This is a genomic window from Amycolatopsis balhimycina FH 1894, assembly GCF_000384295.1.
In the GTDB taxonomy this organism is placed as follows: Bacteria; Actinomycetota; Actinomycetes; order Mycobacteriales; family Pseudonocardiaceae; genus Amycolatopsis; species Amycolatopsis balhimycina.
On record NZ_KB913037.1, the window covers coordinates 6,404,612 to 6,420,870 of the forward strand.

Genomic DNA, 16,259 nt, shown 5'->3' on the forward strand with positions numbered 1-16,259 from the left:
AGGAGCCAGCCGATGTCTACTCTGCGCGCTTTGACCACTACCCCTCGTAGCCTCCATGATGTTGTTCGAAGCACTGCCTGAGCCAGAACCGCGCGGCCCCCACCGCGCACCGGGAGTATCGCGATGATGACCTTGACCACCCTCGACACGCTGGCCGCCGGCGGTCAACTGGGCACGGGAAACGTGCGTCAGTGGCTGCTCGACAACGTCATCCCCCTGGTGCTGCTGTCCGTCGCCCTCCTGCTTCTCTGGCTGGGCGGCGGCAAGGGCGACAACGCCGGCGTCATGCGGCGGCTCGCCGGCGTGGTGATCGCGCTCGCCATCATCGGTCTCGCGGTCAGCGGCGCGGGCGTGAACGTGGGCCAGTGGATCGCCGGCCTGTTCACCGGCTGAGGCGGGCAGCGTGCGCATCAGGACCGATGACGAGGTTTACCGGGTCGACGCCGTGTGGCTCGGCCCGCCGAAAGCGACTTTTCCCTGGAGAGCCCGGTACGTCGCCTGGCTCATCGGCATCCCGGCGTTCTTCGTCGTCCTCGGCATCGAACGCTGGGCGGGGTGGAGTTTCGGGTTCTTCTCGACGGCGTGGGCGTTCGTCGCCACCATCGTGATCACCCGGCTGCTGACGGCCAAGATCAGCCACGAGCGCCCGCTGGGCACCGTGGTTTCGATGGCCGGACGCGAGCTCAACACCCCCAGAGAGGTGACCACGGGCACGGGCGGCGCCGTCAGCGCCAGCCGCGTCCGGGTACGGGCCGAGCGCCCGCTGCCGAAGCACCGCCGGAGGCGGCAGTACCAGCACCACGGCGGGCCGCCGGGTGCCATCACCCAGGGAACACCACGAGCGCGCCGGAACCGCGGCAACGCGGCTCGGGCCGGGAGGTAGTCGTTGTTCGGTCGCGGCGCTAGCCGAGGAAAACGGGGTCGGGACGCACACTCGGGCGGATGGCAACCGCCCGAGCAGGTCCGCGCGTCGCGAAACGGCTCGGGGAACAAGGCTCGCCTGCCCGGTGAGCAGGCCATACCCGCGTATACCCCGTCGATCGCGGTGCGAAGCATCGACGGGCACCTGGTGCGCTCGGGGTACGAGGTCTACGCCTGGTATCGGCTCGCGCCGCAGCGCTGGTCGTTCCGCTCGGACTCGCAGCGGCGCGACCTCATCGCGGCCATCGCGGGCCAGTACGCCGAGCTGCAGGGCCGGTGGCTGCACCTGCGCGTGACGAACCGGCCGTACCCGATCCGGATGTGGGCCGAGGCGCACGTCTACAACGCCCACGGCCGCCCCAACGACGTCCCGGGCGCGTTGTCGTTCGACGACTACCTGATCGGCGAGCAGCAGCAGCTGATGGGCCGCTCGATGGCCGAAAAAGAGGTCTACATCGGCGTCCAGGTGCAGACGCGGCGGATGGTCGACCGCGCGGTCGAGCGGGCCGCGCCGGTGCTGCGCAAGATCCTGCCCGAGGCCGTCGACGCCGAGCTGGCCGCACTGGACTCCGAGGTCGAGCACCTCGACCAGGTCATCGGCAGCGCCGGGCTGGAAGGCCGTCCGGTGCACGCCGAGGAGATGTCCTGGCTGATGCACCGGTCCTGTTCGCTGGGCCTGCCCGCGCCGCGGAACATGCCCGCCGTGCCGGGCGCCGCGTGGGAGCCGGAGGACCTGGCCAGCTTCACCGACGCCGCCGACTTCTACGCCGAGCCGTACGCGCCGACGGTGACCGTCCGCGGCCGAACCGGCTCCAACGCCGGCGTCTCGCGGCACCTGGCGATCCTGACCGTCGGGCAGATGCACGGCCTGCAGATCCCCGAGGTCGACGACCCGTGGATCCAGCACGCCGACCGGCTGCCCGCCGCGGTCGAGGTGTCCGCGCGCATCTACGTCCGGCGCCCCGAGGAAGTGGCCGGGGAGCTGCAGCGGCAGATGAACAAGGTGCGCTCGCAGGTCAAGCACTACACCGACGAGCACGAGCTGGAGCCACCGCAGTCGCTGTCCCGGCAGGCCGGGCGGGTGCTGGAGATCGACGACGAGATGACGTCGGGCTTCACCGCGCTCGCCACCCGCGTGCGGTCCTGGTGGCGGCTGGCGGTGTCCGGCCCGACCGAGCGCGACGCGCTGCGCCTGGCCCAGCAGCTGCTCGACCTGTACAAGCCGAAGATCGCCATCGAGCACCCCGAAGCCCAGTACGCGCTGGCCAGGGAGTTCATCCCCGGCGAGCCCCTGGCGTCGGCGGCGTACATGCGCCGCGGCTCGGTGGTCTGGGCGTCCTCGGCGGTCCCGACGGCGACCGCGGAGGTCGGCGACCGCCGCGGCATCCTGCTCGGCGAGACGTGCACGGCGACCCGCCGCCCGGTGGCCTGGGACCCGTGGATGGCCCAGGAAATCCGCGACGGCTCCGGTCTGACCGCGATGGTGGCGGGCCTGGGTGGTGGTAAGTCGTTCCTCGGCGGCGGCATCGTCTACAAGACGCTGCGGGCCGGGGCGAGCTGGACGATCCTCGACCCGTCCGGCCCGTTGTCGCGGCTGTGCGACCTGCCGGAACTGCGGCCGTACGCGCGGCCGATCAACCTGCTCAACGCCCAGCCGGGGATTCTGAACCCGTACCGGGTGGTCGCCGAGCCGCTCATCGAGCACTTCATGGACGAGGACGACCCCGAGCGCTCCTGGCGCCGCGAAAAAGCCCTCGCGGGCGCGACGCGGCGCCGTCTGGTGCTGGACGTCCTGTCCGGTGTGCTGCCGTACGAGGTGTCGCGGATGGCGCAGACGCGGATCGTGCTGCTGCGCGCGGTCCGCGCGGTCGGCGGCCGCTTCGATGCGGATCCCGGCCAGGTAATCGATGCGCTCCGGCGGGATTCTTCGGAACACCACGAGCACGCGGGCGTCGTCGCGGACTTCCTCGACGAAATGCGCGAGCGGATGGCGCTGCTCATCCCGGAGACGGATGCGGACCCGTACTCGGAAACCCGTGACGACCGCCTGACGGTGCTGACGATGGCGGGCCTGACCCTGCCGAAGGACGGCGTCCCCCGCGAGTACTGGACGGACGCGGAGTCCCTCGGCGTCGAGATGCTGAACCTGGCGGCGTGGCTGACCCAGCGGTCGGTGTACGAGAAGCCGAAGGACATGCGCAAGGGCGTCTGGATCGACGAGGCGTTCTTCCTGTCGGAGGTCCCGACCGGGCGTGTCCTGATGAACCGCTTCGCGCGTGACTCGCGGAAGTGGAACGTCCGGGTCCTGCTGTCGTCCCAGATCCCGGCGGACTTCCTGAAGATCCAGGGTTTCGTGACCCTGCTGGACTCGGTGTTCGTCGGCCGTCTCGACGACGACGACGCCCAGGCGGACGCCCTGCGGCTGCTGAAGGTCCCGGTGGGCGTGGGCTACGAGCAGGTCGTCGCGGCGCTGGGCCGCCGCCCGGGCGCGCAACAGCGCGGCTTGGAGCGGGACGTCGAACCTCGCCAGTTCATCTTCGGCGACGGCGCCGGGGGCGTGGAGCGCATCCGCGTCGACTTCTCGGGCCCGCACCTGGATCACCTGCGGTCGGTCATGGACACGACGCCGGGCTCGAAGGACGCGGCCAAGCCCCGCCCGGGCCACGAGCTGGCGCGGCCGAAGACGGAGGAGAAGAAGCCCTACGTCGCGGTGCCTCCGGAGGACGACATCGAGCTGGAGCAGGACTTCGAACTGGCGGCGGAACTGGAGGTCGGCCTCGCCGACGAGAACCTCCTGGGCGCCCCGGACCCCTTGGCATCGGAGACAGGCGAGGTGGAGGGCGGCGTCCAGCCGTCGAACGGGCAACAGCACGCCCGAACCGGAGGAAAGGGCGGCACCGGCCGGGACGCCGCATGAACGCGGCCCGGGAACGAGGCATGCGTGCCGATCGGGGCGCGAGCCCCGGCCACCGGGCCGTGGGCAGCCGCGCCGGCGCTGAAGCCGCTCCCGCCGCGGCCTCGCGGGTCACCGCGGAGGGGGCGGCATGAACACCCTGCTGACGTTGGCGGTGCTGCTGACGCTGGCCGCCGCATGGCACGCGCTTAAGCGCCGCATCAAGCAAGGCCCACCGGCCCGGCGTGTGCCGAGCCGGAAGGCCACCATGTTCGCCGTCATGCTGGTCCTCGGCCTGCAGGCCATCGCCACGGCCCCCGCGGCCAGCGCGGCGGCGTGCGGCGAGGCGCCGAACCCGGAACGCCCGGGTGCCGGGATGGTCGGCGCGATCGATCCGCCGGAGGGCCACGGCGAGCCGAACAGCGCCTACATCGACTACGGCTACGCCGGCATGGTCTGGAACACCTTCGAGACCAACTGCACGGCGGTGAACCTCACCCCGCCTGGGTCCACTTTGGACACCTGGGGTGGCAACCAGCTGTTCAACCTGGGCAAGAACATCGTCGGCGCTACGAACTCGCTGCACTACACGGTGCTCGAAGGCGGCTTGCTGAACCCGATCTACAACGCGGTGAAGTCGGGCGCCGAAAAGGTCTACAACAACATCTACGCCCAGCTGTTCGGGCTGGTGGCGCTGATCCTCTCCATCATGATGTTCCGCAACATCTGGCGGGGTGACCTGGCCGCGGTCAGCAAACGGGCGCTCTACGCGCTGGCCGGTGTGTGGCTGGCGGCGTCGTCACTGGCGATGCTGCGGTACTTCGATCCGATCGACAAAGCGATCGTCCAGACCACCACGAACATCCAGGCGGGGTTCGTCGACGAGAGCGGCGACCGGATCGTCCGCGACATCCTGCCGACCCAGCTCCACACGCAGATCGTCTACAACAACTGGCTGCGCGGGGAGTTCGGCACGCCGTCGGCGCCTCAGGCCGGGCAGTACGGGAAGCCGTTGCTCGACGCCCAGGCGTTCACCCGCAACCAGCTGGTGAACGGCGACGACGGGAACCAGGCCGTCATCGACGGCAAGAAGAACGCCTACAAGGACATCTCCACCAAGCTCGGCCCCGCCACCGGCTACTTCACCGGCGAAGCCGGCGGCCGCATCGGCGCGGGGTTCCTGTCCCTCGGCCAGGCCCTCGTCTACTCGCTCTTCCAGCTGCTGGCGAAAGCGTCAGTGCTGCTGGCCCAGGTCCTCATCCGCCTCTTCGCGCTCACCGCGCCGCTGATCGGGCTCGTCGCCCTGCTGCACCCGGAGATCCTGCGCCGCGTGCTCAAGGTCGCCGGCGGGGTCGCCTTCAACCTGGTCGTGCTCTCGGTGCTCGCCGGGGTGCACGCCCTTCTCCTGCAAGCCATCTTCGACGCCGGCAACTCGCTGAACATGCTCACGCAGATGGTCCTCGCCGGGCTCATCACCGTGCTGCTGTTCATGGTCGGGCGGCCGGTGCGGCGGCTGTGGCAGATGGTCGAAATGTCGGTCAGCATGGTCGGCGCCGCCGTGCCGTCGCCAGGGGGCGGGATCTTCTCCCGCTTCAAGCGCCGCCAGAACGGCCCGACGCCCCAGGACGACTTCTGGCAGAACGTGCGCGACACCGACGACGTCGTCGACGGCGAACAGCGCGGGCCGATGGGTGCCACCGTCGGCGGTGGCCGGTTCCGGCCGGAAGCCACGATCATCGCCAACGCCCAGCGCCTCGACAACCACTCCGGCGCCTCGCGCCCGGCCGCGGCCTGGTCCGGCGCGTGGCCGGGGGCTGTGGGAGGCGGTGGCTCCGCGGGTGCGCTGCCCGCGGGCGGGCGGCCCGGTGCCCCGGTGTTCGGCCAGTACAACCCGGCCAACGGCGACCCTGGCGACTACGTCGTCGTCGGGGCGGGTGGCCGTCCGACGACGCGGAACGAGAGCCGGCGCGTCGACACCTCGCCGGTGGCCGATCGGCGCTGGAGCGACGAGCCCGAGCCCGTTGTCGTGCCCTCCGACCTGCGTACTCCGGAATCGAACTTCAGCGACTACCCGTCGCCGGACGCGGCGCGGACGCCGGGCGCGCGTGCCCAGCCGCGCCGCGTCGATCCCGAAGTCGTCGCCGGCAAGCCGGTCTTCGTGCTCTACCGGCCGTCTCGGGGCATCGAGGTCCGCGAAGAACCCCGTGACACCGACCAAGCGATGGGGCGGTGACCGATGCCGATCCGCACCAACCGCGGCCGCGCCGCGGTCTACCGCCGCCTGTGGGGCTGGCCGCTGCGCTCGCCCCGCCACCTGATGGGCACGCTGGTGTTCCTGGCGATCCTGGTCACCGCGCTCGGCATCGTGCTGCCGAAGGTGGTCGGCAAACCGCAGGCCAAGGCGTCACCCGGCACCGGGACGACCACGTCCGTCTCGACGACCCCGCCGGCCGTCGCCGCGCCGGTGCCGACGTCGAACCTGCCGACGCGGCTGTCGACGCCGCTGGTCACGCCCACCCCGGTGCCGCCGAACGAGGACGCCCTCCGCGTCGCCAAGCAGTGGGCCGCGGCCTGGGTCGACCACCCGGCGGGCATCACCTCCGCGCAGTGGCTCGCGCAGCTGAAACCCTTCACCACCGACGAGTATCTGCCGGTGATGTCGACGGTCGACCCGGCGAACATCCCGGCGACGAAGGTCACCGGTGAGCCGGTGGTCAGCACGTCGTACTCCAGCTCGGTGCAGCTGACCATCCCGACCGACGGCCCGAAGCTGGCCATCACGGTGGTGAGCACCAACGCCGGCTGGCGGGTCGCCGACTACGACCAGGCGACCTGACCGTGCGGCGCCTGGGGCTCTGGCTGGGACTGGTCGTGTTCGTCGCGATCGGCGCCCTGGTCGTGACCGCAGTCGCCGCGAAGGTCGTCATCGACAACCAGCAGGCCCAGGCCCGGGGCGTGTCGCTGATGAGCTGCGACGCCTCGGTCGGGCCGACCCAGCCCGGCCAGGGCGAGCGCGGCACGGTCGACGCGTCCAAGCTGGACGACGAGCAGCGCGGGATCGTCGCGCTGATCGTCTCGATCGGCAAGCAGCGGTCACTGGCGCCGCGCGCGTGGCAGGTCGCGATCCAGGCCGGGATGACCGAGTCCGGGCTGCACAACCTCACCTACGGCGACCGCGACTCCCTCGGCATCTTCCAGATGCGCCCGTCGATGGGCTGGGGCACGGTGGCGCAGGTCACCGACCCGACTTACGAGGTCAACAAGTTCTACGACGTCCTGCTGGGCGTGCCGGACTGGCAGAACAAGCTGCCGGGCGACGCCGCGCAGGCCGTCGAGCGATCGGGCTTCCCGAGCCGCTACCACAAGTGGGAGCCGATGGCGGCCACGCTGGTGGAGAAGGTCGGCCAGGTCGCCGACGTCGTCGGCTGCGGCACCGGCATGGGCGCCCTGCTGCCGCCGAGCCAGGCGGCCGCGCAGGCGATCAAGTTCGCGCTGGGCGAGCAGGGGAAGCCGTATGTGTGGGGCGCCACAGGGCCGGACGCGTACGACTGCTCGGGACTGATGCTGCGGGCCTACGAGTCGGCCGGGATCATCCTGCCGCGCGTCTCCTACAACCAGTACCACGCCGGCGCGTTGCTGCCGGTGCGCGAGGCGCAGCCCGGTGACCTGCTGTTCCTCGCCACCAACCCGGCGGATCCCGACTCCATCCACCACGTGATGATGTACCTGGGCGACAACAAGGTCGTCGAAGCGCAGCAGACCGGCGTCCCGGTCCACATCCGAGCCTTCTCGTTCGACGAGCGCGAACTGGTACCGCAGGCGGTCCGCCCCGGCGTTTAGCATGGGTGAGAGACCCTTGACACGAGCAGGGGCCGGCGGGTTCGGCCGACAGCGGAACCGATTCACCCGACGTCGCGGCGCTTCCACGAGCAGGTGGCCGCGTACTGGCAGAGGATGAGCACGTGGGACGGAAATTCGGCAGGCGAGGCAAGGCCGGCGCGGGCGAGCCCCGGGACCCGGCGGCGCTGTTCGGCGCGCCCCAGCCGCCCCGGCAGCCGGCTCGCCCCGCGTCCAGCACCCCGCTCGCCGACCAGCTGGGCCAGGGGTACCCCGGTGTCGACGCGGGGTACGTCGTGCTGCCGCGTTCGCTGGCCGAGGGGATGTCGCTGCCGTGGCAGCACCAGATGGCGGCGCTGCTGGCCCAGTTCCACGCGGAGCACGCCGCGCTGGCGTGGCCGGTCTACCGGGTCGTGCCGTCGCGGTACGAGAAACTGGCGGACCTCGACGAGGAGCAGCTCGCGGAGGCGGGCTACCTGGTCGAGATGGACGCCGACGGCGAGATGGTCTACCGCGAGCGAAGCGGCCGCAAGGTCGACGACCCGCTGAACACGACGGTGCTGGTGTCCTGCCTGGACCCGATCCCGAAGCCGGCAGCTCGTCCTTCGCCACCGCCCCCGGGAGCCCCACCGGCGCCGGGCCAGGCGCCGGCCCCGATGAACATCGGCCCGGCACCGGTGTGGCGGACGGTGCCCCACCCACCACCGGGGCAGTCGGTACCGGGAACGCCGGAGCACCTGGCGCCGGCGTCCGAGCCACGCCCGGCGGCGCCGCCGGGGTGGGGTCGTCCGGAGGAAGCCGCACCGCCGAGTCAGGGTTGGGTGCCGGCAGAGGCTGCGTCGCCGTCGGGTGCGGCTTCGGCTCGCGTGGATGCTTCGCCGGTGACTGGTCCTCGCCACGACTCGGGTCCGGCTGCACCGGTCGCCGAGCCGGCGGAGCCGGAATGGTCGGTGCCGGCCGAATCGGATCCGCCGGGGCCGGTCAAGGCGCCGCAGTCCTTCCCGCGGCATGCCGCTCCGGAGCCGGCTGCGGCCACTGCGGAGGACGAGCCGCGGTCTCCGGTGACGGAACCCGTGTCCGGGCAGCCCGCGGAACAGCCCGTGGTCGAGCACGAGCCGGAGGAGATGCACCCGGAACCGTTGACGGCCGAATCACCGGCGGTCGACGAACCCGTTGCCGTGGGGGAAGCGGGTACAGAGCAAGCAGCGCAGCCGCCCGCAGCCGAGGCGGTGTCGACGGAGGCGGCTCGGCCGGAATCCGCTGAGCCTGCGGACCAGCCTGAGTTGATCGCACCGGCTGAGACCGGGACAAAGCCTGCCGAGACGCTCGCGCCGTGGACGGCGGCCCGGCCTGAGGTGGCCGCACCGCCATCGGCAGACACAGACCAAGCTGAGGCGGCCGCGCCTGCGCCGGCGGAACAGAATCCGGTCCACCCGGTTGTGCCGGAGTTCCAGTCTGGACCGCCCACGACGCCCCGGGGAATGCCCGCTGCGCAGCCGGAGCCGGCCAGCGTGGCGCAGGCATCGGAGCTGTCTACTGCGACGCCTGAGGAGACGGTCCCGCCTGCGGTGTCGTCGCAGCCGGCTGCCGCTTCGCAGCCGCAGGCGCCGCCTGCTGTTGCGCAGCCGCCGGAACCGGCTGCCGCTTCGCAGGATTCCGGAACCCCGCAGCCGCAGCCGCCTGCCGTTTCGCAGTCGTCGGAACCTCCGGCCGTTTCGCAGCCGACTGTTGTTTCGCAGGCGCCTGGTGATACCGCGCAGCAGCCCGCTGTTCCGCAGCCGCCGGTGTCGCCTGCCGCTTCGCAGCCGGCTGCCGCATCGCCGGGTCCTGGCGGCACCTCGCAGCCGCAGTCGCCGGTTGCGCCCCAGACCGCGTCTCCGCCGCCGCAGGCCAAGCCGGTCTTCCCCGGCCCGGAGTCGACCCCCCAGCCGTTCCCCGCCCGTCACGCCGCCCCGGCGCGTCCGGTCTTCCCGGGGCCCGGGACCATGCCTCCGGTACCCCCCGCGCCCAACGCGCGGCCGGTGTTCCCCGGGCGGGACACGCCTCTTCCGCAGCCTTCGCGGCAGGAACCCGCCACTCCGCCGCGCGGTACTCCGCGTGGCTGGTTCGACGAGCACCCCGAACAGAAGGACCCCGAAGAACCGCAGGACTTCGGCCCGACCGGCCAGCCGACCGAGATCCCGTACCGGTACAAGCGCTGACAGCCGGGCCGCCGGGTGCGAACCTGGGTACATGGCCAAAGACCCGAACCCGGACCAGGGGTGGTACTACAACACCCGCACCAACCAGGTCGAGCACCTCGAACGCAGCCGCAGCGTCGACCTGCTCGGCCCGTACCCGGACGAAGCCACCGCGCGCCGTGCGCTCGACATCGCCCGGGAACGCACCCGGAAGGCCGACGCCGCCGACGCCTCCTGGAACGACGACTAAGACGACTGGACCGCCAGCTGCGGGCTCAGCACGAACTCCGGGTCCACCTGCGAAACGAGGTCCGCGCCCGCCCAGGCCCGGGCGTTTCGCAGGTGGAACTCGACCGCTTGACGCTGGTAGCGAGCCCAGTCGCGCTGCTCCGCGTCGACCGTCGCGCGCATCGAGCTCAGCGTCTCCAGGTTGCGCGGCTCCAGCTCGGCGATCGGGCGGGCCGCGCCGCGCTCGGCCGCGCGTACGTGCCGCGAAGCCGACATCCACCCCAGCAGCGCGCCGCCGACCTGCTCCTGCAGGAACTCCACGTCTTCGGCGTCCGTGACCTTGTTGCCGACCACCACCAGCCGCACGCCGAAGTCGCGTGCGTAGTCCGCGTACTGGCGGTACACCCCCACGCTCCGCACCGTCGGCTCGCACACCAGGAACGTCACGTCGAACCGCGTGAACAGCCCCGAGGCGAACGCGTCCGCCCCCGCCGTCATGTCCATCACGACGTATTCGCCGTCGACGTCGACCATGTGGTTCAGCAGCAGCTCCGCCGCCCCCACCTTCGAGTGGTAGCACTTGACGCCCAGGTCGTCCTCGTCGAACTGCCCGGTGACGCCGAGCCGCACGCCGTCCAGCTGCCGGAAGCACGCCGAAAAGACCGGGTTGTCCTCGAACGGCCGGACCAGCCGCGAGCCGCGGCCCGGCGGTGTCGTCTTGATCATCGACGCCGCGTCGGGGATGCGCGGGTTGTCGCCCCGCAGGTAGTCCTTGATGAGGGTCATGTTGTCGCCGAGCGTCGGCCAGGCGAGCGCTTCCTCTTCGGTCGCGCCGAGCGCCACCGCGAGGTGCTGGTTGATGTCGGCGTCGATGGCGAGCACCGGCAGGCCGGCGTCGGCGAGGTACGCCACGAACAGCGACGACAGCGTGGTCTTGCCGCTGCCGCCCTTGCCGACGAACGCGATCTTCACTTTTCGGATCCCCTTCTGGCAATGAAGACGGTTTTCATTATGCTCCGGGCAACGTACACCCGACCGGCCCGCGCCCGATCGGGCGATCACCGGGCCCGGTGAGGGTTAGGGTTGGGGGGTGCCTCCCCTCGTGATCAGGACACACTCGGCGGGCGGGGACTTCGGCCCCCTTCGTGCCGAGTTTTCGCTGCCGGAGTCGTTCGGGCCCGAGGTGCTGGCCGAGGCGGAGGCCGCGGTCCTCGACCCGCTGGCCTCGCCCGAGCCCCGCGAGGACGCGACGGACCTGCCGCTGGTCACCATCGACCCGCCCGGATCCAAGGACCTCGACCAGGCGATGGTCGTCGAGCGCACCGCGCGCGGTTTCCGGGTGCACTACGCGATCGCCGACCTCGCCGCGTTCGTCCCGCCCGGTGGCGCGCTCGACCGCGAGTCGCGCCTGCGCGGGCAGACGCTCTACCTGCCCGACGGGAACGTTCCGCTGCACCCGCCGGTGCTGTCCGAAGGCGCGGCGAGCCTGCTGCCCGGCGAGGTCCGGCCCGCGGTGCTCTGGACCATCGAAACCGACGAAGCGGGCGAGCCGATTGCCACCCGGGTGCGTCGCGCGCTGGTCCGGTCCACTGAGCAGTTCGACTACGAGACCGTGCAGGCCGCGCTCGACGCCGGGCACCCGCACCCGTCGGTGGCCGCGCTGCCCGAGCTGGGACGGCGGCGGCGCGAACTGGCCGTCCGCCGCGGCGCGGTCGAGCTGCAGCTGCCGGAGCAGGAGATCAGCGGCGACCCGGACGGCGGCTGGGTGCTCGCCCGCCGTCCGCGCACGGCCGTCGACGCGTGGAACGCCGAGATCTCGCTGCTCACCGGGATGGCCGCGGCGCGGATCATGCTCGACGCGCGGGTCGGCGTCCTGCGCACGCTGCCCGACCCGGAGCCCGAGGCCGTCGACTGGCTGCGCCGCTCGGCCGAGGCGCTGAACATCGCGTGGGCCCCGAAGGCGACCGTTTCGGAGTTCCTGTCCCGGTTGGACCCCGGGCAGCCGGCCTCGATGGCGCTCTACGCCGACACGACACGGCTACTGCGCGGCGCGGGCTACACGGCGTTCGACGGCGAGCTGCCCGCACTGACCACGCACGCGGGCATCGGCGGCGCGTACGCGCACGTCACGGCCCCGATCCGGCGGCTGGTCGACCGGTTCGCCACGGAGATCTGCCTCGCCGTCTCGGCCGGCCGCGACGTCCCGGAGTGGGTGCGGGCGGCGCTGGCGGACGTCCCGGAGCGGATGAGCGCGTCGGACACCCTCGCCGCGAAGGTCGAGCGCGCGTGCATCGACCAGGTGGAAGCGTGGGTGCTGGCCGAGCACATCGGCGGCGAGTTCAGCGCGGTGGTGCTGCGCGCGGACGAGAACAAGGCGGAGATCCTGGTCGAGGACCCGACGGTGATGGCGAAGTGCGCGGGGGAGAAGCTGACCGCGGGGGAGCGGATCGGGGTCCGGCTGACCTCGGTCGACGTCGAGAAGCGGAAGGTGTCGTTCGAACGGGCATGACTTACCTCGCCGACGATCTCGGGGAGCCGGTGCCGCTCCCGGGCCCGGCGGCCCGGGTGGTGTCGCTGGTGCCGTCGCTCACCGAAGCGGTCGAGGTGAGCGCGCCCGGCCGCCTGGCCGGCGCGACGGACTACTGCACGCATCCGTCCGGTTTGGACGTTCCGCGCGTCGGCGGCTCGAAGTACCCGAAACTCGACCGGGTGCTGGATCTGGCGCCCGACCTCGTGCTGGCCAACTCCGAGGAGAACCGCCAGGAGGACGTGGAACGCCTGCGCGCCAACGGAATCCCGGTCTGGGTGATGGCCGCGGCGGCGACCGTGCCGGCCGCGCTGGGGTCGCTGCGGCGGATACTGACCCAGGCGTACGAACTCGAAGAGCCGGAGTGGCTGGTCGCCGCGGAAGAAGCCTGGCGCGAGGTCCGGCCGGCGCGGTTCCACGCGGTGGTCCCGGTGTGGCGCAAGCCGTGGATAGTCCTGGGCCGCGACACGTTCGCGGGCGACGTCCTGCGCCGCGTCGGCGTGGCGAACGTGTACGCGGATTCGGAAGAGCGCTACCCACGCCCGGACGTGGAGGAACTGCGGGCGCACCTGAGCGCGGACGCGGACCTGCTGGTGCTGCCGGACGAGCCGTACCTGTTCACCGGGGACGACGGCCCGGACCACTTCCCGGACGCGCGGTACGTCCTGGTCTCGGGCCGCCACCTCACCTGGTACGGGCCCTCACTGGTCGAGGCCCACACCGCGCTGACAGAAGTCCTCGCAAGTCCGTGAATGGCACATCCAGGGACTTAGAGTCCCTCAATGTGCCATTCACGGACTTGGCGACGGGTTACAGCGTCAATCCCGTCAGGACCGTGACACGTTCCTCCGTGAAGTCCGCCATCGCCGCCGCCGGGCCTTCACGGCCCACTCCCGAGTCCTTCACCCCGCCATACGGCATCTGGTCCGCGCGGAAGCTCGGGACGTCACCCACGATCACCCCGCCCACGCGCAGTGCCGCCGACACCTCGAACGCCGTCGGAAGGTCGCGGGTGAACACGCCCGCCTGCAACCCGAACCGGGACGCGTTGATCCGGGCCACCCCTTCGTCCACTGAGGACACCCGGTTCAGCGAGACCACCGGCCCGAAGACCTCCTCGGCCATCACCGACGCGTCCTCCGGGACGTCCGCCAGTACCGTCGGCTCCACCGTCGCGCCCGACCGGGAACCGCCCGTCAGGAGACGGCCACCCGCGGACACCGCCGACGAGATCCACGACGAAACCCGGGCGGCCGCGTCGACGTTGATCAGCGGGCCGACGTCCACGCCCTCCGTGCGCGGGTCGCCGGTGCGCAAAGTCCCGACCTGCGCGAGGACCTTCTCGGCCAACGCGTCGAACACCGAGTCGTGCGCGTACACCCGCTGCACCGAAATGCACGACTGGCCCGCTTGGTACATCGCGAACGTCGCGATCCGCTGCGCCGCGAATTCGAGGTCAGGCCAATCGGGGCAGACGAGCACCGCGCCGTTGCCGCCCAGCTCCAGCGCGACGTGCTTGCGCGGCACGCGGTCGCGGATCGCCCAGCCCACCGGGACCGAGCCGGTGAACGACACCACCGGCAGCCGCGGGTCCTCGACCAGCCGGGACGACGTCTCGTTGTCGACCGGCAGGATCGACCACGAGCCCGCCGGGAGATCCGCCGAAGCCAGGATTTCGCCGAGCAGCAACGCCGTCAGCGGCGTCGCCGGCGCAGGCTTGAGCACGATCGGCGCGCCCACCGCGATCGCCGGGGCCACCTTGTGCGCCACCAGGTTCAGCGGAAAGTTGAACGGCGTGATCCCCAGCACCGGCCCGCGCGGCACGCGCCGGACCAGCGCCAGCCGGCCGGTGCCGCCCGGGTCCGTGTCGAGCCGCTGCAGCTCGCCCGAGAAACGGCGGGCTTCCTCCGCGGACCAGCGGAACGTCGACACCGCGCGGCCGACCTCGCCGCGCGCCCACTTCAGCGGCTTGCCGGACTCCGCCGTGATGAGCGCGGCGATCTCTTCGGACCGCTCGCCCAAGGAACGGGACACGTGGTCCAACGCCCCGGCGCGGACGTGCGCGGGCAGCGTCGCGAACTCGTCGGCGACGTCGGCCGCGGCCTGCACCGCAGCCTCGACGTCCGAAGCCGACGGGACGAAGTGCGACCCCGCCGGAGAACCGTCGTACGAGTGACGGACGACGGCCGTCGAGCCGGCGGTGACCGGTTTTCCGGCCACCCAGAACGGGAAAGTCATGCGCGGGCCTCCGTGCGGACAGCGTGCTCGAGAACCGAAAGGCCCTCGTCGAGCAGGTCGTCGGCCAAGGACAGCGGCGGCAGCAGCCGGACGACGTTGCCGTAGGTGCCGCAGGTCAGCACGACGACCCCGGCGCGGTGACAGGCCGCCACGACGCGCTTGGTCAGGCCGGGGTCCGGCTCCCCCGAACCGGGCTTGACGAACTCCGCCGCCAGCATCGCGCCGCGCCCGCGGACGTCGCCGATCACGCCCGTCTCCGAAGCCAGCGCCCGCAGCCGCGGGAGGACGACGCCTTCGATGCGCTTGGCCGACGAAGCGAGGTCCTCGGCCTTCATGGTCTCGATCGAGCCGAGCGCCGCGGCGCAGGCGATCGGGTTGCCGCCGTACGTGCCGCCGAGACCACCCGGCGGGACCGCGTCCAACAGGGAAGCGCGGCCGGTGACGGCGGACAGCGGCAGGCCGCCCGCGATGCCCTTGGCCGTCGCGATGAGGTCCGGCACCACGTCCTCGTCGGTGGAGGCGAACCACGAGCCGGTGCGGCAGAAGCCCGTCTGGACCTCGTCGGCGACGTACACGACGCCGTTCTCGCGGCACCACGCCGCGATGGCGGGCAGGAAGCCGCGCGCGGGCTCGATGAACCCGCCTTCGCCCTGGATGGGCTCCAGAACAACCGCGGCAACCTGGTCGCCGCCGATCTGCTTCTCGATCCGGTCGATCGCCAGCGCGGCCGCCTCGGGTCCGGGCAGGCCGTCGCGGAAGGGGTACGAGCCCGGCACGCGGTAGATCTCGGGTGCGAAGGGGCCAAAGCCGTGCTTGTAGGGCACGGACTTCGCGGTCATGCCCATGGTGAGGTTGGTGCGGCCGTGGTAGGCGTGGTCGAACACGACGACGGCTTGGCGTCCGGTCGCCGTCCGCGCGATCTTCACGGCGTTCTCGACCGCTTCGGCGCCGGAGTTGAACAGCACCGACTTCTTCGCGTGGTCGCCCGGCGTCAGCTCGGCCAGCGCTTCGCAGACCTCGACGTACCCCTCGTACGGCGTGACCATGAAACAGGTGTGGGTGAACCAGCAGGCCTGCTTGCGGACGCGGTCGACGACCGCGGGCGCGGAGTGCCCGACGTTGGTCACCGCGATGCCGGAGCCGAAGTCGATCAGCACGTTGCCGTCGGCGTCGGTGAGCAGGCCGCCGCTGGCGGAAGTGACATAGACGGGCAGCACCGAGCTGACCCCGGCGGCGACGGCGTTGGCGCGGCGCTCCTGCAGTTCGCGCGAGACGGGGCCGGGGATCTCGGTGCGCAGCGTGCGCTGCCGGGGCGCCGGGGCCTGCGGCTCGGCGGTGGTGCTTGCGGTCACGGCGTGCTCCTGGGGAAGTCGGTGGACGTCCTCAGGATGAGCTGTTACCGGACAGTCGTCAGGTGGCCATTCCGGACAATTCA

The 16,259-nt window shown here is 71.7% G+C and carries 13 protein-coding genes; 10 read left to right on the plus strand and 3 right to left on the minus strand.

Going from position 1 to position 16,259, the window contains the following annotated elements:
• The first annotated feature begins 123 nt into the window (after positions 1-123).
• The 8 genes from A3CE_RS0129370 to A3CE_RS0129405 all read left to right on the plus strand — a co-directional run bounded on the left by A3CE_RS0129370 (position 124) and on the right by A3CE_RS0129405 (position 10,081).
• The gene (locus A3CE_RS0129370; protein WP_020643679.1) at positions 124-393 is read left to right on the plus strand and encodes a hypothetical protein; all 270 of its coding nucleotides are present in this window, start codon (positions 124-126) and stop codon (positions 391-393) included.
• A 10-nt stretch (positions 394-403) separates the two neighbouring features.
• Positions 404-883 (plus strand): hypothetical protein, encoded by a 480-nt coding sequence (locus A3CE_RS0129375; protein ID WP_020643680.1) that lies wholly within the window; start codon positions 404-406, stop codon positions 881-883.
• Positions 884-886: 3 nt separating this feature from the next.
• Complete coding sequence (locus A3CE_RS0129380; RefSeq protein WP_026468990.1) at positions 887-3,838, plus strand: ATP-binding protein; 2,952 nt, start codon at positions 887-889, stop codon at positions 3,836-3,838.
• 127 nt (positions 3,839-3,965) lie between these two features.
• Positions 3,966-6,047, plus strand: a complete 2,082-nt coding sequence (locus A3CE_RS0129385; RefSeq protein WP_020643682.1) for a hypothetical protein — start codon at positions 3,966-3,968, stop codon at positions 6,045-6,047.
• Between the two features lie 3 nt (positions 6,048-6,050).
• Positions 6,051-6,650 carry a hypothetical protein gene (locus A3CE_RS0129390; protein ID WP_020643683.1) on the plus strand — a complete coding sequence of 200 codons (600 nt, stop codon included), beginning with the start codon at positions 6,051-6,053 and terminating at the stop codon, positions 6,648-6,650.
• 23 nt (positions 6,651-6,673) lie between these two features.
• On the plus strand, positions 6,674-7,654 hold the full coding sequence (locus A3CE_RS0129395) for a C40 family peptidase (protein ID WP_425387614.1): 981 nt from the start codon (positions 6,674-6,676) through the stop codon (positions 7,652-7,654).
• Between the two features lie 122 nt (positions 7,655-7,776).
• Entirely contained in the window at positions 7,777-9,852 is a 2,076-nt protein-coding gene (locus A3CE_RS59630; RefSeq protein WP_020643685.1) for a hypothetical protein, read from the plus strand.
• Between the two features lie 31 nt (positions 9,853-9,883).
• On the plus strand, positions 9,884-10,081 hold the full coding sequence (locus tag A3CE_RS0129405) for a hypothetical protein (protein WP_020643686.1): 198 nt from the start codon (positions 9,884-9,886) through the stop codon (positions 10,079-10,081).
• Here the strand turns inward: A3CE_RS0129405 and A3CE_RS0129410 are convergent.
• Positions 10,078-11,031, minus strand: a complete 954-nt coding sequence (locus tag A3CE_RS0129410) for an ATP-binding protein (protein ID WP_020643687.1) — start codon at positions 11,029-11,031, stop codon at positions 10,078-10,080. The two genes, A3CE_RS0129405 and A3CE_RS0129410, sit on opposite strands and share 4 nt — an antisense overlap.
• A gap of 130 nt (positions 11,032-11,161) precedes the next feature.
• Here A3CE_RS0129410 and A3CE_RS0129415 point away from each other — a divergent pair, with 130 nt between their 5' ends.
• Positions 11,162-12,568, plus strand: coding sequence for an RNB domain-containing ribonuclease (locus tag A3CE_RS0129415; protein ID WP_020643688.1), 1,407 nt, complete (start codon positions 11,162-11,164; stop codon positions 12,566-12,568).
• Complete coding sequence (locus A3CE_RS0129420) at positions 12,565-13,338, plus strand: helical backbone metal receptor (RefSeq protein ID WP_020643689.1); 774 nt, start codon at positions 12,565-12,567, stop codon at positions 13,336-13,338. The genes A3CE_RS0129415 and A3CE_RS0129420 overlap by 4 nt, the downstream gene beginning before the upstream one ends.
• Positions 13,339-13,396: 58 nt before the next feature.
• Here the strand turns inward: A3CE_RS0129420 and A3CE_RS0129425 are convergent, their stop codons facing one another.
• Positions 13,397-14,824 carry an aldehyde dehydrogenase family protein gene (locus A3CE_RS0129425; protein ID WP_020643690.1) on the minus strand — a complete coding sequence of 476 codons (1,428 nt, stop codon included), beginning with the start codon at positions 14,822-14,824 and terminating at the stop codon, positions 13,397-13,399.
• Positions 14,821-16,176, minus strand: a complete 1,356-nt coding sequence (gene gabT, locus A3CE_RS0129430) for a 4-aminobutyrate--2-oxoglutarate transaminase (RefSeq protein ID WP_020643691.1) — start codon at positions 16,174-16,176, stop codon at positions 14,821-14,823. The genes A3CE_RS0129425 and gabT overlap by 4 nt, the downstream gene beginning before the upstream one ends.
• Positions 16,177-16,259 lie beyond the last annotated feature (83 nt).

Excerpts from the sequence above, each read along its gene's own strand:
- A3CE_RS0129370 (WP_020643679.1), top strand. The coding sequence starts at position 124 with ATGATGACCTTGACCACCCTCGACACGCTGGCCGCCGGCGGTCAACTG.
- A3CE_RS0129385 (WP_020643682.1), top strand. The coding sequence starts at position 3,966 with ATGAACACCCTGCTGACGTTGGCGGTGCTGCTGACGCTGGCCGCCGCA.
- A3CE_RS0129390 (WP_020643683.1), top strand. The coding sequence starts at position 6,051 with ATGCCGATCCGCACCAACCGCGGCCGCGCCGCGGTCTACCGCCGCCTG.
- A3CE_RS0129405 (WP_020643686.1), top strand. The coding sequence starts at position 9,884 with ATGGCCAAAGACCCGAACCCGGACCAGGGGTGGTACTACAACACCCGC.
- A3CE_RS0129420 (WP_020643689.1), top strand. The coding sequence starts at position 12,565 with ATGACTTACCTCGCCGACGATCTCGGGGAGCCGGTGCCGCTCCCGGGC.
- A3CE_RS0129425 (WP_020643690.1), bottom strand. The coding sequence starts at position 14,824 with ATGACTTTCCCGTTCTGGGTGGCCGGAAAACCGGTCACCGCCGGCTCG.